18 protein-coding genes are annotated in these 19,660 nt (G+C 66.6%); 12 read left to right on the forward strand and 6 right to left on the reverse strand.

Annotated features, from left to right (window positions below; all coding sequences use genetic code 11):
* Window positions 1-2: 2 nt before the first annotated feature.
* Entirely contained in the window at window positions 3-2,099 is a 2,097-nt protein-coding gene (locus tag L6D89_RS25915; RefSeq protein WP_236201600.1) for a flagellar biosynthesis protein FlhA, read from the forward strand.
* Window positions 2,100-2,324: 225 nt separating this feature from the next.
* Here L6D89_RS25915 and L6D89_RS25920 read toward each other — a convergent pair whose 3' ends face one another.
* The gene (locus L6D89_RS25920; protein WP_236172167.1) at window positions 2,325-2,687 is read right to left on the reverse strand and encodes a PilZ domain-containing protein; all 363 of its coding nucleotides are present in this window, start codon (window positions 2,685-2,687) and stop codon (window positions 2,325-2,327) included.
* A gap of 349 nt (window positions 2,688-3,036) precedes the next feature.
* Here L6D89_RS25920 and L6D89_RS25925 point away from each other — a divergent pair, with 349 nt between their 5' ends.
* The 6 genes from L6D89_RS25925 (at window position 3,037) to L6D89_RS25950 (ending at window position 10,239) form a co-directional block, all read left to right on the forward strand.
* On the forward strand, window positions 3,037-4,158 hold the full coding sequence (locus L6D89_RS25925) for a PAS domain-containing protein (RefSeq protein ID WP_236172168.1): 1,122 nt from the start codon (window positions 3,037-3,039) through the stop codon (window positions 4,156-4,158).
* A gap of 10 nt (window positions 4,159-4,168) precedes the next feature.
* Window positions 4,169-5,605 (forward strand): sigma-54 interaction domain-containing protein, encoded by a 1,437-nt coding sequence (locus L6D89_RS25930; protein WP_236172169.1) that lies wholly within the window; start codon window positions 4,169-4,171, stop codon window positions 5,603-5,605.
* Between the two features lie 400 nt (window positions 5,606-6,005).
* Window positions 6,006-6,605, forward strand: coding sequence for a dimethylamine monooxygenase subunit DmmA family protein (locus L6D89_RS25935; protein ID WP_236201601.1), 600 nt, complete (start codon window positions 6,006-6,008; stop codon window positions 6,603-6,605).
* Window positions 6,602-7,570, forward strand: a complete 969-nt coding sequence (locus L6D89_RS25940; protein ID WP_236172170.1) for a PDR/VanB family oxidoreductase — start codon at window positions 6,602-6,604, stop codon at window positions 7,568-7,570. Before L6D89_RS25935 ends, L6D89_RS25940 begins: the two co-directional genes overlap by 4 nt.
* Window positions 7,571-7,584: 14 nt before the next feature.
* A complete protein-coding gene (locus L6D89_RS25945; protein WP_236201602.1) occupies window positions 7,585-8,601 on the forward strand; it encodes a heme-dependent oxidative N-demethylase family protein in 1,017 nt (338 codons plus the stop codon).
* 108 nt (window positions 8,602-8,709) lie between these two features.
* Window positions 8,710-10,239: an APC family permease gene (locus tag L6D89_RS25950; protein ID WP_236172172.1), complete on the forward strand. Its 1,530-nt coding sequence runs from the start codon at window positions 8,710-8,712 to the stop codon at window positions 10,237-10,239.
* A 359-nt stretch (window positions 10,240-10,598) separates the two neighbouring features.
* On the opposite strand, the gene L6D89_RS25955 is transcribed toward L6D89_RS25950, so the two are convergent.
* Complete coding sequence (locus tag L6D89_RS25955) at window positions 10,599-11,534, reverse strand: AEC family transporter (protein WP_236201603.1); 936 nt, start codon at window positions 11,532-11,534, stop codon at window positions 10,599-10,601.
* A 101-nt stretch (window positions 11,535-11,635) separates the two neighbouring features.
* Between L6D89_RS25955 and L6D89_RS25960 the strand changes: the two genes are divergently transcribed.
* Entirely contained in the window at window positions 11,636-12,517 is an 882-nt protein-coding gene (locus tag L6D89_RS25960; RefSeq protein ID WP_236201604.1) for a LysR family transcriptional regulator, read from the forward strand.
* Between the two features lie 94 nt (window positions 12,518-12,611).
* Here the strand turns inward: L6D89_RS25960 and L6D89_RS25965 are convergent, their stop codons facing one another.
* Complete coding sequence (locus L6D89_RS25965; RefSeq protein ID WP_236201605.1) at window positions 12,612-13,292, reverse strand: SDR family NAD(P)-dependent oxidoreductase; 681 nt, start codon at window positions 13,290-13,292, stop codon at window positions 12,612-12,614.
* Window positions 13,293-13,584: 292 nt separating this feature from the next.
* Window positions 13,585-14,535, reverse strand: coding sequence for an adenosine deaminase (locus L6D89_RS25970; protein ID WP_236172176.1), 951 nt, complete (start codon window positions 14,533-14,535; stop codon window positions 13,585-13,587).
* Between the two features lie 199 nt (window positions 14,536-14,734).
* On the opposite strand from L6D89_RS25970, the gene L6D89_RS25975 reads away from it, so the two are divergent.
* The 3 genes from L6D89_RS25975 to L6D89_RS25985 all read left to right on the forward strand — a co-directional run bounded on the left by L6D89_RS25975 (window position 14,735) and on the right by L6D89_RS25985 (window position 16,905).
* On the forward strand, window positions 14,735-15,217 hold the full coding sequence (locus tag L6D89_RS25975; RefSeq protein ID WP_236201606.1) for a hypothetical protein: 483 nt from the start codon (window positions 14,735-14,737) through the stop codon (window positions 15,215-15,217).
* A gap of 99 nt (window positions 15,218-15,316) precedes the next feature.
* Window positions 15,317-16,399, forward strand: a complete 1,083-nt coding sequence (locus L6D89_RS25980; protein WP_236201607.1) for a calcium:cation antiporter — start codon at window positions 15,317-15,319, stop codon at window positions 16,397-16,399.
* A gap of 2 nt (window positions 16,400-16,401) precedes the next feature.
* The gene (locus L6D89_RS25985) at window positions 16,402-16,905 is read left to right on the forward strand and encodes a nucleoside 2-deoxyribosyltransferase (RefSeq protein ID WP_236201608.1); all 504 of its coding nucleotides are present in this window, start codon (window positions 16,402-16,404) and stop codon (window positions 16,903-16,905) included.
* Between the two features lie 145 nt (window positions 16,906-17,050).
* On the opposite strand, the gene L6D89_RS25990 is transcribed toward L6D89_RS25985, so the two are convergent.
* Both L6D89_RS25990 and L6D89_RS25995 read right to left on the reverse strand, forming a co-directional pair.
* Entirely contained in the window at window positions 17,051-18,073 is a 1,023-nt protein-coding gene (locus tag L6D89_RS25990; RefSeq protein WP_236201609.1) for an energy transducer TonB, read from the reverse strand.
* Between the two features lie 85 nt (window positions 18,074-18,158).
* Window positions 18,159-19,121 carry a CobW family GTP-binding protein gene (locus L6D89_RS25995; protein ID WP_236201610.1) on the reverse strand — a complete coding sequence of 321 codons (963 nt, stop codon included), beginning with the start codon at window positions 19,119-19,121 and terminating at the stop codon, window positions 18,159-18,161.
* Between the two features lie 77 nt (window positions 19,122-19,198).
* Here L6D89_RS25995 and L6D89_RS26000 point away from each other — a divergent pair, with 77 nt between their 5' ends.
* On the forward strand, window positions 19,199-19,555 hold the full coding sequence (locus L6D89_RS26000) for an NADH:ubiquinone oxidoreductase (protein WP_236201611.1): 357 nt from the start codon (window positions 19,199-19,201) through the stop codon (window positions 19,553-19,555).
* The last annotated feature ends 105 nt before the right edge of the window (window positions 19,556-19,660 follow it).

Genomic DNA, 19,660 nt, shown 5'->3' on the forward strand with positions numbered 1-19,660 from the left:
CCATGCGCCTACTGCAGTCACTATTGCCGACGTTCCAGAGCGGCCGCATCGGCATCCCGCTGATCATCCTGTCGATCCTTTCGATGATCATCCTGCCGCTGCCACCGCTGGTGCTGGACGCCCTGTTCACCTTCAACATAGTGGTGGCGATCCTGGTGCTGCTGGTCAGCGTGTCGTCGAAGAGCCCGCTGGACTTTTCCTTGCTGCCCACGGTGATCCTGGTCACCACGCTGCTGCGGCTGACCCTGAACGTCGCCTCCACCCGCGTGGTGCTGCTCGACGGCCACACCGGCACGGGCGCGGCGGGCAAGGTGATCGAAGCCTTCGGCCACGTGGTGATCGGCGGCAACTTCATCGTCGGCCTGATCGTCTTCGTGATCCTGATGATCATCAACTTCATGGTCATCACCAAGGGCGGCGAGCGCATCTCCGAGGTGACCGCGCGCTTCACCCTGGACGCCCTGCCCGGCAAGCAGATGGCCATCGACGCCGACCTCAACGCCGGCCTGATCGAGCAGAACGAAGCCAAGCGGCGGCGCTCGGAAGTGGCCAAGGAAGCCGACTTCTACGGCGCCATGGACGGCGCCTCGAAGTTCGTCCGTGGCGATGCCATCGCCGGCATCCTGATCCTGCTGATCAACCTGTTCGGCGGCCTGGCCATCGGCGTATTCGTCTACGACCTGCCGGCTGCGCAAGCCTTCCAGCGCTATGCCCTGCTGACCATCGGCGACGGCCTGGTGGCGCAGATCCCGGCACTGCTGCTGTCCACCGCGGCGGCGATCATCGTCACGCGGGTCAACGAGTCGGCGGAGATCACCAGCCTGGTGCGCAAGCAGATGCTGGCCTCGCCGTCGCTGCTCTACACCGTCGCCGGCATCCTCGTGGTACTCGGCCTGGTGCCGGGCATGCCGCACACCGCCTTCTTCGCCTTCGCCGCACTGGTGGCGTTCATCGCCTGGCGCCTGTCGCTGGCCGGCCCGCCCATCGAGGCGCAGACGCTGGAGCAGACCCAGGCCCTGACGCACGCGATGGACCAGGAAAAGGCGCAGCAACTGGCCTGGGAAGACATCCCGCTGGTGGAGCGGCTGTCGATCTCGCTGGGCTACAAGCTGGTCAGCCTGGTCAACGAGGCCAGCGGCGCGCCACTGCCACAGCGGATTCGCGGGGTGCGCCAGACCCTCTCGGAGAGCCTGGGCTTCCTCCTGCCGGAAGTGCAGATCCGCGACAGCCTGCGCCTGAAGGCCTCGCAGTACGCCATCCACATCAACGGCGAGCGCATCGACGGCGCGGAAATCCACGCCGACCGGCTGATGGCGATTCCCTCGCCGGAGCTCTACGGCGAGATCGACGGCATCCTCGGCGTCGACCCGGCGTACCGCATGCAGGTGGTGTGGATCCTGCCGGCGGACAAATCCCGCGCGCTGAACCTGGGCTACCAGGTGATCGACTGCGCCAGCGTGGTCGCCACGCACCTGAACAAGGTGGTGCGCGAGCACCTGCCGGACATCTTCAAGCACGACGACGTCGAACACCTGATGCAGCGCCTGACCCTGCAGGCGCCCAAGCTCGCCGAATCGCTGAAGGCGCAGCTGACCTACTCGCAGCAGCACCGGGTGTTCCGCCAGCTGCTGCAGGAAGAAGTGCCGCTGAAGGACATCGTCACCATCGCCAGCGCCCTGCTCGAAGGCAGCGAGACCACCAAGGACCCGGTGCTGCTGGCCTCCGACGTGCGCTATGCGCTGCGCCGCAGCATCGTTTCCTCGATCGCCGGCGAGCGCCCGGAGCTGAGCGTATTCGTCCTGGAGAATGCCCTGGAAAACACCCTGCTCGGCGCCCTGAGCATCGCCCAGCAGGCCGGCCCGGTGAGCCTGGACAACATCCCGGTGGAGCCCAGCCTGCTCAACCAGCTGCAGCACAGCATGCCGGTGGTGAAGGAGAAACTGCGCAAGGAAGGCCACCCGCCGATCCTCACCGTGATGCCGCAACTGCGGCCGCTGCTGGCGCGTTATGCGCGGGTGTTCAGCCCGGGGCTGCACGTGCTGTCGCAGAACGAGATTCCGGAGCGGGTGGGGGTGCAGATCGTCGGGACGCTGGGGTGATGGAGCTGGCGGAGCGGGTGCCATTCTGAGCGTTCGGCGCGGGGTTTCCCCCTCACCCTAACCCTCTCCCAATGGGAGAGGGGACTGTCTGGTGCAGGCGGATATTCCCGTGCTTGCCGGCGAGCTTCGACACAACCACAAAACGCCGAACGGCCTCCTCTCCCTCTGAGCGGGGCGCGCAGCCAGGGCTGGGGTGAGGGCCCGCCCGAGCACCGGACTACCCCATCACGACAACCGCGCCCGCCCCAACAGGCTGCGGTTGAAACTCACCGACATCGTAGTCACCAACTCGGTAAACGCCGCACTCGGGCGGTCGAGCTTGAAGCCCTGCTCGAAGCGCGCATTCTTGGCGTCCTTCTTCGACCACTGGCAGATCGCCGTGATATCCACCGAACGGGTGTGGTCCTCGCGTACCGGTATTTCCAGGCGCATGTCGTAGCAGCTGCCCGGCGCCAGCGGCTCTTCCGTCACCAGCCGCAGGCCACCCATCGAAACGTCCAGGACCACACCCATGGGGTCGCCGCTCAGGCGGTTGGTCACGTTGATCTGGCCGATGTGGCGGAAGGTCAATCGACGGTGCTTGCGCATGGCGGCCTCTTGTAGGGAGCGGGCTCTGGGACAGGCGTTTCAGCAGCGAAACGCGCGCGCATCCTAGCAGCGGCAGCCGCTCAAACGAACTCAAAAGCTATCAACTGGCCAGTATTTATGGCGAAACCTTTGCGCCTTCCATCGCCACGCGCGCCGCTGCATTGATGCAACGGATATTCTGCAAACAACGCTGCATGATTGCCCGCAGTGCTGCGATTTTGCACACACCCTTCCGCGCCACCCCACGGCGCACGGGCGTTTCAGCCTGGCATGCAACATGCCTTGAGTCTTCTTGCGCGCCGCCAGGCGGCCGCATCGCCGTGTTGGGAATTTGCATCTGGAGAGGGAAATGGACCCGCTAAAACTGCTGCTGGACAGAGGCCTGCTGCTGTCCGACAGCCTGACGTCCCAGGGACGCTTCATCGAAGTCTCCGCCGAGCAGACCGACCAGCTCGGCTACCCGCCGGGCTCGCTGGATGGCCAGGGCGCCGAGCTGATCTACACCGCCGACTCGCTGAACGCCCTGATGCAGCTGTTCGCCAGCCCACCGGCGGACGAGCGTGTGCAGGACCTGGAGCTGACCCTGATCCGCCACAACGGCGGCCTGTTGCCAGTGCTCGCCAGCGGCGTGCTGCAATGGCGCGACGGCGAGCCGGCGCGCCTGCACCTGGTGAAGATGCCGCTGGGGCCGGTCAGCCGCCGCCTCGGCGAGCTGCAGAGCGCCAACGAGGTGATGAGCCAGATGCTCTTCAGCGCGCGGGTGGCCTACTGGTGCATCGAGTTCGCCGAGTCGGTGGACGTGCGCGAGACGCCCGACGAGATCGTCCGCCAGGTGTTCGAGAACCGCTCCTACTGGCGCATGTGCAACCGCGCCATGGCCAACATCTACGAGATGCCCGCCGACGTCGATTTCAGCGAACAGCCGGTGCGCCTGTACTGGCCGCGCAGCCCGGCCAACGAAGAGTTCGTGCGGCGCCTGATCGAGGCGGAATTCCACGTCGATGGCGCGCTGTCGGTGGACCGCCGCCACGACGGCTCGCCGGCCTACGTGGAGAACGACGTGCGCGCCAGCATCCACAACGGCCGCCTGCTGCGCATGTGGGGCAGCCTGCGCGACGTCAGCCAGGAGCTGCGCATGCAGCACGACGCCGAGCAGCGCATCGAAGCGCTGCGCAGGGTGTTCGACGCAGTGCCCGACGCCGTGCTGGTGATCGACGAGGCGGCCCAGCCGCAATGGCGCAACGCAGCCTTCGAGCAGACCTTCGGCATCACCCGCGCCGCCGGCCTGGCCTCGACGCTGAACCGCATGCCGCTGCCCGAGCGCACCTGGCAGGTGCTCGACCTGCCGGACCAGTTCGGCAACTATCAGTCGTTCAACAGCCACTGCTCGCGCATTCTCATCCGCGAGGGCGTGGCCTGGCGCGTCTTCGTGCTGCGCTTGGCGAACAAGGCGACGGAGCTGCATCCATGAGCAAAGAAGCATGAGCGAAGAAGGTTTCTTCGCGCCGCTGCGCATGGGTATGCGCTCGTCGGTCAGCGCGTCCGGGGAGATGCTTTCCGCGCTGCTGGAGACGCCAGCCCTGCACGCCCTGCTGGACAGTTTCAGCGAGGCGCTGATCGTCTGCGACGGCGACTCGCGGGTGCGCTTCATCAACCTCGCGGCGGAACGGGTCAACCGCGTCACCCGCGTCGATGTGCTGGGCCTGCCGGACGTGGACTTCTTCCAGCGTTCGGCACTGCAGTTCGACGACTTCCAGCAGGCCCTGCGCCGCGGCGGCAAGAGCGCGCTGACCCGCTCCCGCGACGGCCGGGTGTTCCTCACCCGCGCCCAGGCGGTGCCCACCGGCGCCTATGAGAAGCCCTACAGCCTGCTGATCCAGCGCGAATACGAACCGGGCACCGCCGGCAGCCTGCGCAGCCCCTCCGGGCGCGCCTCGACCACCGACCTGCAAGGCCTGGGCGACCCGCAGGACAACGCGCTGCACATGTCGCCGCTGCTCTCCTCCATCGCCGACATGGGCGTACGCGCCTTCCGCCGCCGCGCGCGCCTGTTGCTGCTCGGCGAGCCCGGCGTGGGCAAGACCGCCATCGCCCGGCACATCCACCGCGCCGCCGGCTGGGGCGACCGGCCGTTCATCGACGTGAACTGCGCGAGCATCCCCGAGACGCTGTTCGAGTCGGAGATGTTCGGCTACGAGCGCGGCGCCTTTACCGGCGCATTGCAGTCGGGCAAGCGCGGCTACATCGAGAGCGCCTCGGGCGGCACGCTGTTCCTCGACGAGATCGGCGAGATCCCGCTGCAGGTGCAGGCCAAGCTGCTCAAGTTCCTCGAGGACGGCACCATCCAGCCGGTGGGGTCGCCGCTGTCGAAACAGGTACAGGTGCAGGTGATCGCCGCCACCAACAAGGACCTGCGCGCCCAGGTGGCGGCCGGCGAATTCCGCGCCGACCTCTACTACCGCCTGGCCGTGCTGCCGGTGGAAATCCCGCCGCTGCGCGCCCACCGTGACGACCTGCCGGTGCTGATGGACATCCTCCTGGCGCGGATCAACCGCGACCGCCAGCCGCCGCTGCGGTTGTCCTCGGCATGCCGCGAACGCCTGCTGGGCTATGACTACCCCGGCAACATCCGGGAGCTGGTGAACATCTTCGAACGCCTGGCCGTACTCGCCGACGACGTGGCGGAAGAGCTGCACCTGCCGCCGGAGCTGCTCGGCGCGCCGCCGGCCGGCAGCCCCGTCGCGCTCGCCGAACCGGCTGCGGCCATCGACGACCAGCCGCTCAAGGCCCAGGTGCAGCGCTACGAGCGCCAGGTGATCCTGCGCGCGGTGCGCCTGTGCGGCAGCAAGCGCAAGGCGGCGATCCACCTGGGCATCGACGTCGGCACGCTGATCCGCAAGTTGCAGCGCGACGATTGACCGTCCTCCGCTCCACACCGCGATTCCCGACATGCGTAGGAGCGGACTCCGTCCGCGATATGCAACAGGCCGGCTCCGAGCAGCCGGCAATCGATCGCGGACGGAGTCCGCTCCTACCCAAAACCCACCTGCCTGCGCGGGACCAACCGGTCGTGCGGCTTTACCGCGCCCGACAGAAATCCCCCTGCGACAATCCACCGCTGCAAGCCTGCCTACAGGCGTTGTCATTTCTGCTTACACCTGTACTTTCTGATTTTAAATTTTCCATTTAATTTCAATCACTTAACTATTTGGCACAGCCTGTGCTCTGTGTATCTCCGACCCGTGACCGTGCGCGGGTCCTCGAATCGCGCTGGCGCTCCTGACCGAGAGAGCCGGCAGTTCTGGAGGCACAAGAATAATGCTCATCACAGGTATCAAGAGCCGGCCGGTCTACGACCAGTTGCGCCCGCTCGCCGGCGGCAACCACCACATCATCGCCGGCCAGGGCAGCGGCGGCAGCGCCATGCTCCGTCTGCTCGCCGAAATGCCGCGCAGCGCGCCCATCCGCGTGCTGTATTCCAGCGAATCCTTCTCCGGCCAGGATCACTTCGCCGCGCTGCGCGACATTACTGACGTGGAGCTTTCGATCTACTCGAGCAACCGCGCGCTGGTCGATGACCTGCACGCCCTGCTGGGCCAGTCGCGCATGGGTACCCGCCTGTACCTGGCCGGTTCGGAGAGCTTCATCGGCACCGCCATGCAGGCCGCCGACGCAATCAACCTGAACAAGGACGAAGTGCTGCGCGAGCACGCCGGCTCCTTCGTGCGCCGCGTCTGGTGCGTGCACTGCGACGGCTACACCGAGAACGTCACCCAGCGCGTCTTCGATTGCCCGCACTGCGCCCGCACCCTGGTGGTCCGCGACCACTACTCCCGCCGCCTCGCCGCCTTCCAGGCCGTCAAGGCCGACGCCGAAGTCCCCGGCGAACTGCCGGAAGCCGAGGAGCTCGACACATGAGCCAGTCCAACGGAACCCTGAATGTCCGCGTCACCCGCATCGAGCAGGTGACCCCGGAGATCAAGCGCTTCACCCTGGCTTCCACCGACGGCGCGCACCTGACGCCGTTCTCCGGCGGCAGCAACGTCGTGGTGCTGATGCCCCACGCCAGCGGCACCTACCGCAACGCCTACTCGCTGATGAGTTCGCCCTACGACGCCAGCGCCTACCAGATCGCCGTGCGCCGCGTGGAGGAAGGCCGTGGCGGGTCAAAGCACATGCATGACGTGGTGCAGGAAGGCGACGAGCTGGAAATCCTCCGCCCGGTGAACCTGTTCCCGCTGAGCAAGCATGCGCGCCTGCACCTGTTCATCGCCGGCGGCGTGGGCATCACCCCGGTGTGCTCGCAACTGGCCGAGCTGCGCCTGCGCGGCACGCCCTTCGAAGTGCATCTGGCCGTGCGCGGCGATGCCCATGCGCGCCTGGGTGAAGAACTGCTGCAGGAATACGGCGACGCGGTGCGCCTGTACCGCGACGAGCGTGGCGAGCGCCTGGATATTTCCGCCGTGCTGGCCGACCGCCCGCTGGGCAGCGACGTCTACGTCTGCGGCCCCGAGGGCATGATCCAGGCGACCATCGACGCCGCCCACGCCCACGGCTGGACCGACAGCCACATCCACTACGAGCGCTTCCTCGAACAGGGCAGCGTCGGCGAGGCGTTCCAGGTCACCCTGGCGCGCAGCGGCGCGAGCATCCAAGTGTCGCCCGACCAGAGCCTGCTGGAGGCCGCCGAGGCCGCCGGCCACGACATCCCGTACCTGTGCCGCGGTGGCGCCTGCGGCATGTGCGAGACCAACGTCCTCGAACTGGATGGCGAAATCCTCCACACCGACGACTGGCTGTCCGACGAGGACAAGGCCGCCAACAAGAAAATCATGCCCTGCGTGTCGCGTGCCAAGTGCTCGCGGCTGGTCATCGACTGCTGAGCCGGAGAACGACCATGACCATCCAATTCCGCCCCGACGAAACCTACCGCGACGACTACACCTACGCCAACAGCCAGGCCTGCATCGACCGCGCGCCCTGGCCCTTCCCGGACGACGAGTACATGTACTCGATGAACCTGGAGCCGCACGTTTCGGTGGGCAACGACGCCTTCCGCGCGGTGTTCGACATCGACGAGCACTACATCAGCGAGTGCCGCGACCGGGCGATCACCCTGGAGAAGGACCCGGGCATGCACTACGTCTCCGCGCCGCACATGATGGAGGCGCAGTGGGACCTGCTCGAGCTGATCATGGAGGCCTACGCCAAGGACTACCCGGAGTACTTCTCCCTGGAGAAGGACGGTACCCGCTGGCACTGGACCAACAAGCTGCTGAACATCGACGACACCTTCACCTTCGGTGATCCGTCGACCCTGCCCTATGAGCCGATGGAGTACGTCACCCGCCAGGCCCAGGGCGACTGGGTATTGCAGGAAGAACGCGACGGCACCCTGTACTGGGGCGCGGGCATCGCCACCCAGCGCGCCGACTACTCGCTGCGCTTCAACCTGGGCATGGCCTGGCACGAATTCCACGGCCCGGTGCCGCTGGTGAAGGAAACCGGCATGCTCGACCGCGCGCTGAAGTTCCTCCTGCGCCTGCGCAACGGCCACCCGGTGCGCCGCCTGAACTGGTCGCTGACGGTCAACCCGCGCCTGGACGTCTCCGCCGAGTCCCTGCCCGAGTGGGCGCCGGACCGCACCACGGTGACCGCCGAAAACGCCGGTCAGAAGGTCTACCTGCGCATCGAACTGCAACCGCTGCACCGTCTGCCGCGCAGCAACGCCATCGTGTTCCCGATCCGCACCTACCTGCTGAGCCTGGAAGACATCGCCAGCAACCCGGCGTGGGCCAAGCGCATGCACCGCGTGCTCAAGTCCCTAGACCAGCAGCTCGTCGACTACAAGGGCTTCACCCGCTACCACCAGCAGGCCGTGGAGTGGCTCTCGAAGTACGACGACGGCCAGTGATCGTCGCTTCGCACACATAAAAAACCAACCCGAAAAGGGAACCGGCGGGCGTCGTGAGGCCCGCCGGACGAATGCCTTCTGCCCATCAACCCCTGAGAGGAAACAACGATGAGTGGGTCCCCTGCCAAGCGTGCCGCTGGCGTTACCGATCAAGACGCCGAGCAGCTCGCTGCCCTCGGCTACAGCTCCAACTTCGAACGCAGCATGGGCCTGTGGGAGAACTTCTCCCTGGGCTTCACCTACCTGTCGCCGGTCGTCGGCGTCTACACCCTGTTCGGCCTGTGCCTGGCCGCCGGTGGTCCGCCGATGTTCTGGACCTACCTGCTGATCGGCCTGGGCCAGTTGCTGGTGTGCCTGGTGTTCTGCGAAGTGGTCTCGCAATTCCCCATCTCCGGGGGCGTCTACCCCTGGGCCCGTCGCCTGGTGGGCAAGCGCTGGGCGTGGATGGTCGGCTGGGTGTATGCCTGGGCGCTGTGTACCTCCATTGCCGGCATCGCCGTGGGCGCCAGCCCGTACATGGCCGCCATGCTCGGCTTCGACATGCACGGCAACGCCGCCATCGGCATCGCCCTGGGGCTGATCGCGCTGTCCACCGTGCTCAACCTGTCCGGCACCAAGCTGCTCGCCCGCGTCGCCATGTTCGGCTTCATCTGCGAGCTGGGCGGCGCGCTGCTGGTGGGCGGCTACCTGCTGATCTTCGAGCGCCACAACGACTTCAGCGTGCTGTTCAACACCTTCGACATCAAGATCGACGGCAGCTACTGGCCGGCCTTCCTCGCCGCATCCCTGGCGGGGCTGTTCCAGTACTACGGCTTCGAGGCCTGCGGTGACGTCGCCGAGGAAACCCCGAACCCCGGCAAGATGATCCCCAAGACCATGCGCATGACCATCTACATCGGCGGTGCGGCGGCGATGTTCGCCTGCCTGGCGCTGATCCTCTCGGTGCCGGATATCCAGCGTGTGATCAACGGCGAAGACACCGACCCGGTGACCACCATCCTCGCCAACGCCTTCGGCCCGGTGGGCTCGAAGCTGGTGATGGCCGTGGTGATGGTGTCGTTCGTCTCCTGCGTGCTGAGCCTGCAGGCCGCCGCCAGCCGCCTGCTGTTCGCCTATGCCCGCGACGAGATGATCGTCGGCAGCAAGGCGCTATCGAAGCTCAACAGCAACCACGTACCGGCGGTCGCGCTGATGGTGGCGGGCGTGATGCCGGCAGCGATCGTCTGCCTGGGTCTGTTCATGGCCGACGCCGTGGCCACCATCGTCGGCTTCGCCGCGATCGGCATCTACATCGCGTTCCAGCTGATCGTCGTCGCCGCGCTGATCGCCCGCGCCAAGGGCTGGGCGCCGGGTGGCCAGTTCACCCTGGGCAAATGGGGCGTGCCGGTGAACGTCGCGGCGCTGCTCTATGGCGTGGCGGCGATCACCAACATGGTCTGGCCGCGCACCCCGGATGCGCCCTGGTACATGAACTACTCGATGATCCTCACCACGGTGATCGTGCTCGGCGCCGGCCTGCTCTACATGCTGCTGGCCAAGCCCTACGACAAGGGCACGGCGCCAGCGGGCGACGCCCACCGGATTTCCCGCCGCCAACCATCCGTGCGCGCTGCGGGCGCGCTGACCGAACCAGCTTGATCGCAACGTTGACGCAATTCGGGCCATACGCCTGAGGGGCTGCGTCTGGAGCGCCACCTTTCCCCGGTGACGCTCCCCTGCGTTTGCGCAACGGACCGCCTTCTCCCGAGGGTTGGTCCGTTTTTTTATGCCCGCACGGAGCGCTTTTTTGTAGGAGCGAGGGGGGACGCCTTCGTTATTGCTTGCGAACGGATCTACCGGCGACTCCGGCGCTGGGCGATTCGCGAGCAAGCTCGCTCCTACAGGGAGATCCATTGCGAGCCCTCTGTAGGAGCGGACTCCGTCCGCGATCGACTCCCGGCAACTCCGAGCTGGCCGGTGGCACATCGCGGACGGAGTCCGCTCCTACCCAAAGGCTGCTAGCGGGCGATCCACAGCAGGCACAGTGACAGCGTCACCAGCGAGCCGAGGGTAGACAGCAGGATGCTCCGCGACACCACCGCCGCCTCGCGCTGGTAGTACTCGGCGAGCATGAACGGCCCGGTGCCGGTGGGCAGCGCGCTGAGCAGCAGCGCGGAATCGGCCCACAGCGGCGGCAGGTCGAAGACCCGGTAGGCGAGGAAGCCGGTGAGCAGCGGCTGGCCGACCAGCTTGATCGCCACCAGCGGCCAGGCGCCGACCTGCTCGCCTCGCACTTCCTGCTTCTGCGCCAGGAACAAGCCGAGCGATACCAGAGCACAGGGCGTCGTCGCGGCGGCGAGCATGTCGAGGAAATGCAGCAGCGGAGCGGGCAGGCCGATGCCGGTCAGGGCCCACAGGCCACCGATAATCGGGGACACCACCAGCGGGTTCTTGCCCAGCGCCTTGGTTACCACCCACACGGCGCGGCCGATGTGTTTCTCCTCCTGCAGGCCGACCTCGATGCACACCACCGAGATGGCGAACAGCACGCAGACCACCAGCAACGAGGCGATCAACGCCGGCTCCAGGCCATCCTGGCCGAACACCAGCAGGCACAGCGGAATGCCCATGTAGCCGGTGTTGGCGTAGGACGCGCTGAGCCCGTCGATGCTCGCCGCCGGAAGCGGGCGGCCCTGCAGCAGGCGCCAGACGAGAGTGGCGAAGAACACCAGCAGGCAACCGCCGGTGAAGGCGGCGAGGAACCCCGGCTGCCAGATTTCCGCCCAGGTCGCGGTGGCGGTGACCTTGAACAGCAGCGCCGGCAGGCACAGCCAGACCACCAGCTTGTTCACCTCCGACGCTGCCTGCGGGCCGAGGCGGTTGCTGCGCCGGCACAGCCAGCCGACCAGGATCAGCGCGAAGATCGGCAGGACGACGGCGAACACGGTGTGCATGGCAAAGAACCTGGAAAGCGGGAGCGGCAGGCGAGCATAGGGTTGCCAATCGATACCGTCCAATGCTTACTAGAGCGTCAATCCATACCCTTTGCGTATCGATGATCGACTTCCGTCAGCTGCGTTACTTCCTCGCCCTTACCGAGCACCTGCACTTCGGACGCGCCGCCGAAGCACTGCACATCACCCAGCCGCCGTTGAGCCGGCAGATTGCCGCACTCGAGGAAGAACTGGGCACGCCGCTGTTCGCCCGGCATTCCCGCTCGGTGGAACTGACCGCCGCCGGCCGCGACTTCCAGCAGCACGCTCGCGCCCTGCTGTCGGGCCTGGATCTCGCCGTGCGTGCCGCCCGTGCCACGGCGCGCGGAGAGCGTGGCGAGTTGCGCATCGGCTTCACCATGCTCGCCGCCTGGACGCTGCTGCCGCGCCTGCTGAAGACCTTCGCCGATGGCCACCCGGCAGTGAAACTGGTGCTCAACGAAGTCCTGCCACGCGACCTCGGCCCGGCCCTGGACAACGGCGAAGTGGACGTTGCCCTGACCTTCCCCGAACGCGAACCGCACCAGCGCCTCTACCGCACGCTGCAAAGCGAGCCGCTGTGCGCGGTGCTGCCGGCGGATCATCCGCTGGCGCAGGAAGCCGAACTGGACGTGGCGAAACTGGCCGGCGAACCCTTCATCACCTTCCCGCCCGCAACCGCACCGGCGCTGCACGAGTCGGTGATGGACTGCTGTCGCCAGCATGGATTCGCCCCGTCAGTGCGCATGGAAACGCACCTGCAGCAGACCATCGTCAACCTGGTGGCCGAGGGGCTTGGGGTGTCCCTGGTGCCGGATTCCATGCGGCGCATGCAACTGCCCGGCGTGGCCTTCCGCGCCATCGCGGGCTCGCCGCAAGTGGAGTACGGCGCGGCGTGGAGCCCGCACAACGACAACCCCTGCCTGGCGGCGTTTCTGCGCAGCGTGGGTGCGGTCGAAGCCTGAGATGTAGGGCGCATAACGCCTGCGGCGTTATCCGCCGCCATGGCGGATAACCCGTTCCGGGTTATGCGCCCTACGGTCGATAGAGTTCCACCCGCTAGACCCGCCCAGTCACCGGAATGCATGCGCCGGTGATGGCTGCCGCTGCATCCGAGGCCAGGAACAGCAAGGTCGCCGCCAACTGCTCCGGCCGCACCCAGCGGTCGAACTCGGCATCGGGCATGTCGGCACGGTTCTGCGGGGTGTCGATGATGCTGGGCATCAACGCATTAACGGTCATGTGTGCGTCCTTCAGCTCTTCCGCCAGCGCTTCGGTCAGGCGCATGACGCCGGCCTTGGACGCCGCGTAGGCGCCCATGCCCAACGCGGCGCGATTGGCCGCCGCAGCGGCGATATTGAGGATGCGCCCGTGCCCACGGGCCTTCAGGTGGGCCAGCGCGGCCTGGCTGGAGACCACGGCAGTACGCAGGTTGATGCGGTACATCAGGTCCCAGGTGTCGACGTCGCCGTCGGCCAGGGTTTCCCAGTGGAAGCCGCCCGCCACGTTGATCAGTGCATCCAGGCCACCGAAATGCTCGTTGACCTGCTCCAGCGCTGCGCGGGCGGCCGCTGAATCGGTGAGATCGATGCCGCCGATGGACAGCGCCCCGGCCTGTGGATAACGCGGCCCGACGGCACGATCGAGCAGGGCAACCTGCCAGCCGGCATCGGCGAACGCCTGGCCGACCACGCTGCCCAGATGGCCGAAGCCGCCGGTGATGGCGACGATCCTGTTCATGGAATGCTTCCTCGCGATGAAGTGGGAGGCGCACTTATAGGGTTAGCAGGCGCGCCACGAAAGGTCGCGGGCGCCAGATGAGGGGACGGATCGGGACGGGGGATTTGCCGGCAGGCACGGTGCTCGGCACAGCCCTCGCCCTGACCCTGGCTGCGCGCCCCGCTCAGAGGGAGGGACCGTCTGCAGCCGGATGGCAGCACGGTGTCAGCCGGCACAATCGACTCCCTCTCCCTTCGGGAGAGGGCTGGGGGTGAGGGGAACAGGCGCGCAGCGGAGCCAATCCCCCAAGCTCTTACTTCACCAACCGCGCATCCAGGCTGTTCTGCGCCAGCCGCTGCGCCTGCTCCTTGGTCATGCCCAGGTGCTCATGCAGGGCCTGGAAGTTCTCGGTGACGTAGCCGCCGAAATAGGCCGGGTCGTCCGAGTTCACCGTCACCTTCACGCCACGCTCGAGCATGTCGAGGATGTTGTGCTCGCGCATGTGGTCGAATACGCAGAGCTTGGTGTTGGACAGCGGGCAGACGGTCAGCGGGATCTGCTCGTCGATGATGCGCTGCATCAGCCGTTCGTCTTCGATGGCGCGCACACCGTGGTCGATGCGCTCGATCTTGAGCAGGTCCAGAGCTTCCCAGATGTACTCGGGCGGGCCTTCCTCGCCGGCGTGGGCGACGGTAAGGAAGCCTTCGCTGCGGGCGCGGTCGAACACGCGCTGGAACTTGCTCGGCGGGTGGCCGACTTCGGAGCTGTCCAGGCCGACGGCAACGAAAGCGTCGCGGAATGGCATAGCCTGGTCGAGGGTCTTGAAGGCTTCTTCCTCGGACAGGTGACGCAGGAAGCTGAGGATCAGGCCATGGCTGATGCCCAGTCGCTTCTCGCCATCCTTGAGCGCGCCCTGGATGCCGCGCAGCACCACTTCGAAGGGAACGCCACGGTCGGTATGGGTCTGCGGATCGAAGAACGGCTCGACGTGGATGACGTTCTGCGCCTTGCACTTCTCGAGGTACGCCCAGGTCAGGTCATAGAAGTCCTGCTCGGTGCGCAACACGTCGGCGCCAGCGTAGTAGAGGTCGAGGAACTCCTGCAGGTTGTTGAACGCATAGGCCTTGCGCAGGCTCTCGACGTCGCCCCAGGGCAGGGCGACCTTGTTGCGCTCGGCCAGGGCGAACAGCAGCTCGGGCTCCAGCGAACCCTCGAGGTGCAGGTGCAGTTCGGCCTTGGGCAGGGCATTGAGCCAGTCGTACATGGGTGAGGTCTCGTTATGGGTAGGTCAGGCGCCGCCATTGGCACACAGGCGGTTCCGGCAAGCAATTGGCCGCGAGGGGGCAGGCCCCATCACGCAGTGGACAGAGATAATTCTGACGCAAAAGACAGATATCCGCGAAATCTTCCGACCGGCCTCCTTCCTAGAATCACGCTCCCCCCTTTCACGGTGGCCTGTCCCCATGAACAAGACACTGCTGGCGCTGCTGATGCCCCTGACCCTGGTCGCCTGCGACGGCTCCTCCTCCGATTCCCAGTACAACGAGTTGGTAACTCCCGCCTTCCTGCACAACGTGCAGCGGATCGACCGCGACATGGAGAGCCTGGTCAACGGCGACTTCGACGCCGGCCAGGGCGCCAGCGCTGCGCGGCGGGTGGAGAACCCCGCGAGCCACATCGCCGAACTCGAACACGACCTCAATCAGGTGCAGCAACTGCGCCACAGCGAGGATGCCAGCCGCTTTGCCAGCAGCCTGTCGCGCTACTACGAACTGCAGATCGGCTATTACCAGCAGCTCAAGCGCTACGCGGAAACCGCCGACAAGGCCAGGAAGGAGGCCCTCGCGCAGGAACTCAACGTCGCTTACCAGGCGTTGCGCGTGCTGCCCGACCAGGTGCTGGCGGCGCAGAAGCAGTTCGTCGAGCGCGCCGACCTGCCCCACTGACCGTAAGGGCTGGCCAGGCGCCGCGGCGCTCGCTGGTGCGTCTCCTGTGCATTGCCTAAGATGGCGCACTCGCCTCTTACGGAATGGACATCCCCCTCGATGCTGCGCGCGCTCAAAGAAGAAAAATTCCTCCTCCTCGCCCTGCTGGTGGCGATCGCGGTGTATCCGCTGGAGCACAGCCTGCTGGGCGGCGGCAAGATGCTCGCGGGGATCGCCGCGACTGCGCTGCTGGCGGTGATCATCGGCGTCTCGCTGCGCGTCGCGCACCACGCCGAAATCCTCGCGGAAAAGGTCGGCGAGCCCTACGGCACCATGATCCTCACCCTGGCGGCGGTGCTCGTGGAGGTGGTGATCCTGGCGATCATGATGGGCCACAACCACTCCCCGACGCTGGCCCGCGACACCATCTACGCCGCAGTGATGCTCGACATGAACGGCATCCTCGGCCTGGCCGCACTGCTTGGTGGCCTCAAGCACGGCGAGCAGTCGTACAACGACGACTCGGGCAAGACCTACGTGACCATGATCCTCACCGCCGTGGGCATCTCCATGGTGGTCCCGGAGCTGATCCCGGCCGAGCAGTGGAAGCTCTACTCATTCTTCACCATCGGCTGCATGGTCATGCTCTACGCGCTGTTCCTGCGCATGCAGACCGGCCAGCACAGCTACTTCTTCAGCTACAACTACGCCACCCACGGCGAGCACGCCGAAGGCCACGAGGCGCCGGGCAACAGCAAGCAGTCCATGGCCCTGCTGGTGGTCGGCGTGGTGCTGATCGGCGCACTCGCGGAAGTGATGTCCAAGGCCCTCGACGTGGGCCTGGAAGGCAGCGGCGTGCCGCCCATCGTACCGGCGCTGCTGGTGGCGGCGATCTCCGCCAGCCCGGAAATCCTCACGGCTCTGCGCGCGGCCATGGCCAATCGCATGCAACCGGTGGTCAACATCGCTTTGGGAGCCTCGCTCTCGACCGTCATCCTCACCGTCCCGGTGATCGAGGCGCTGGCGCTGTTCAAGGGCCAACCGATCCAGATGGCGATGACCCCGCTGCAGACCGGCATGATGTTCATCACCCTGATGGTCGCCGGCTACAACCTGCATGACGGCAAGACCAACGCCATCGAAGGCATGACCCACTTCGTGCTGTTCGCCACCTTCCTGATGCTGTCGTTCATGGGACTCTGACCATGCTCAAGATCTACCTCGCCGGCCCCGATGTATTCCGCCCCGACGCCTTCGCCCAGGGCGAGCGGCTCAAGGCGCTGTGCGCCGAGTTCGGCCTGCAGGGCCTCTACCCGCTCGATCACTCGGTGCCCGACGACATCGCCAACCCGTCGGAGCAGGCTCTGTGGATCTACCAGGCCAACCTCAACCTGATCGCCGACGCGGACGCGGTGCTGGCCAACCTCAATCCCTTCCGTGGTGCCGAGCCGGACAGCGGCACGGCCTTCGAGCTGGGCTACGCCGCCGCGATGGGCAAGCCGCTGTATGGCTATATCGAGGAAGGCGGCAATTGCGCGCAGCGCCTGCCCTGCGAGTGGCTGGGCGAGGAGCCCGGGCGTGACCGCGAGGGCAACCAGATCGAAAGCTTCGGCCTGCCGCTGAACCTGATGCTCGGCGTCCCCGTGCAGATCGCCGTGGGCGGGGCGCGAGAAGCACTGGAGCTGCTACGGGAAGAATTGCTTTCGTAGGAGCGGACTCCGTCCGCGATTGGTCCGCATCGCGCCGAATACCATCGCGGACGGAGTCCGCTCCTACGCCCTGTGCTGCAACGGCAAATTGGCAGCAACAAAAAACGCGCCCTGGGGCGCGTTTTTGTTGGGCTCGCAAAGGCTGTCAGCGACGGCCCTCGAGCTTGAAGAAGAACACCTTGGTCGCCTGGCGGGCGACGATCCGGCCACCGCTGACGCGTGGCTCGAAGCGCCACTTGTCCATGGCATCGCGCACGGCGTTGTCGAACATCCGCGGCGGCGAGGACTCCAGCACCTGGATGTCGGCGATGCGGCCATCGCTGGTAATGGTGAACAGCACCTTCACCCGGCCTTCGATGCCACGGTTCAGCGCCATGCGCGGATAGACCGGCGGATCCATGCGCAGCGGCTTGATGTCGCTGTCGTTCAGGCTGCCGGTAGGCAGGCCGGCGGGCCCTTGCGATCCGGTCGGCGCGGCCTGGGCGCCCTGGGTGAACTGACCGACGGTCGGTGCGGCGGGCGGCGGCGGGGCGGCCGGAGTCGGCGGCGCGGCGGCTTCCTCGGCGGGCTCGGGGTCAGGCTCGGGCTTGGGTTTCGGCTTGGGCTTGGGCGAAACCTTGGGCACGGCCTTCTCGGGCGGCTTGGGTTTGGGCTTGGGCTTCTCCACCGGTTTGGGCGGCTCGATCGGTTTCGGCGGCTCGGGCTCCGGCGGCGGCGGAGTCGGCGCGGCGGCCGGAGGCTGCTGCACCTCGGGCTTGGGCGGCAGGGTGACGACGCTTACCTGCATGGCCTTGGGCATCTCGCCGGCACCCAGATTCAGCTCGGCCGGAGTCGGCATCACCCAGACCAGCGCGGCAACGATTGCCACGTGCATGGCGATCGCCAGGCCGGAGGACTTCCACCAGCCCCCCGGAGGCGGCGGCTGCTCGCCATCCTCCACGCCTTCAACCGGCGTGGCATAGGGAATCAGGACCTCTTCGGGAACCACTTCTTCGTCACGGCGGGGGCCCGCACAACTGACGAGTCGCAGGGTGGCCTCATTGACGCGCTGAGCGTTCACGCTGGGCAAATGGGCGCCGTCATCCGCCTTGGCGGAAGTGAACAGCTGTTCCTCAGCGTCCACGGCAGGACCGGGGTCCGCCGCTTTGCGCGGTTGAGATAACGACATGAGAAAGCCTGCGGGAAGAGTTCACGAAGCAGTATCTGCTGATAATTATTATCATTCACTAGTTCCGCGAGGGCAACCTTCTCTGTCAGATCGGTGCGCTGGCACAACGCAGAAGGCCGTCCTGCAGGGCCTGTGGATCAAGCTCGGCAGCCAGGATCAGCTCGATCCGGCTGTCCTTGCGCCAGGCGCTGGGCGTCCACGGAGCCGGACCAACGGTACGGTTACAGGCCAGCCAGGCGTCCTCGCCGTGGACCACAGCCTTGGCCCGCAACAAGCCGGGAAGCCCGCCCAACCAGGCGTCCAGCTCGGCCGTGCGGAAGCGCCAGTCACGCTGGAAACGCCAGCCGACCGCCTGTCGGCCATCTTCAACGCGTACCTGGCGCAATGGTGATTCGCGGCGCAACAGCATCGCAGGTTCGGCGCTCGAGGCAGGCTGCGGCAAATCAGCGCCCGCCGCATCGACCGCTTCCCTCGGCAGCTCGCTCAGCGACAGGCGGCCCTGGGTCGTCCAGCGCAATGACACGGCCGGCCAGCGCGCCGCCAAGGCCGAACGCGCTGCGTCATCCAGCGCTTCGGACTTGTTCAGCAACAGCATCGTCGCCTCGCCCAGCGCCAGCTGCTGTGCCTCAGGCAAGGGTTGCCCGGCGGCCAGCGCGGCGGCATCGAGCACCATGACCAGCGGTTGCACGGCCAGCACGCCCAGCCAGGGAGCGGTGCGCAGTTGTGCGAGCAGTTGCGCGGGATGGCCGAGGCCGGACGGCTCGATGAACAGGCGCTGCGGCCTGGCCTTGCGCAGCAGGCGAGCGAGGCCGACCTGGAAGGGCGCGCCATTCACACAGCACAGGCAGCCGCCGGCCACTTCGCCCAGGGCAACGCCGTCTTCGTCGCGGGACAACAGCGCGGCATCCAGGCCGACCTGGCCGAATTCGTTGACCAGCACGGCCCAGCGCTCCCCCGCCGGGCGTTGCGCCAGCAAGGACTGCAGCAGGCTGGTCTTGCCGGCCCCGAGGGGGCCGGCGATGAGATGAGTCGGGATCTGCTTCAACATTCGCCCATGGTGCCGCCTGACGCTCGCCGGGAAAAGCGCTAGAGTCGCGGCTTCGTCACTCCACGCCCGGATCGATCATGCGCCTGTTGCTGCCTCTCGCCCTCGCTTGCCTGCCCCTTCTCGCCCACGGCGAAGCCTGCGTGGTGCACACCCAGGGCAAGGACATCGACGTGAAGGTCTGCCAGCAGAACCGCACCATCCCGGAAAAACTCTTCCGCGAGGGCTTCTGCCAGCCGCAGCTGAAGGACCAGAAGGTCGAGGTGACCTACGCCGAAAACTGCCCCAGTGGCGCCTTTGGCGTCTGCGAAAACGCCCAGACCCAGGGCGTTGCCTATCGCCAGGACATCCACTATTACGGCGTTGCCAGCGACGCACGAATCCTTCAGCCGTTCTGCGAGAACCAGAGCAAGGGCCACTGGCGCAAAGCGCAGTAATGGTCATCGCCTTGTCACACGCTTCGGGCCTACTGTCCCCGGGTACCTCACACCCTCCCGGCACCCCACGCCGGGCATGATCTTGGTGAATTGGGCCGCTCTCCC

Source organism: Pseudomonas pseudonitroreducens (assembly GCF_021603645.1).
Classification (GTDB): domain Bacteria; phylum Pseudomonadota; class Gammaproteobacteria; order Pseudomonadales; family Pseudomonadaceae; genus Pseudomonas; species Pseudomonas pseudonitroreducens.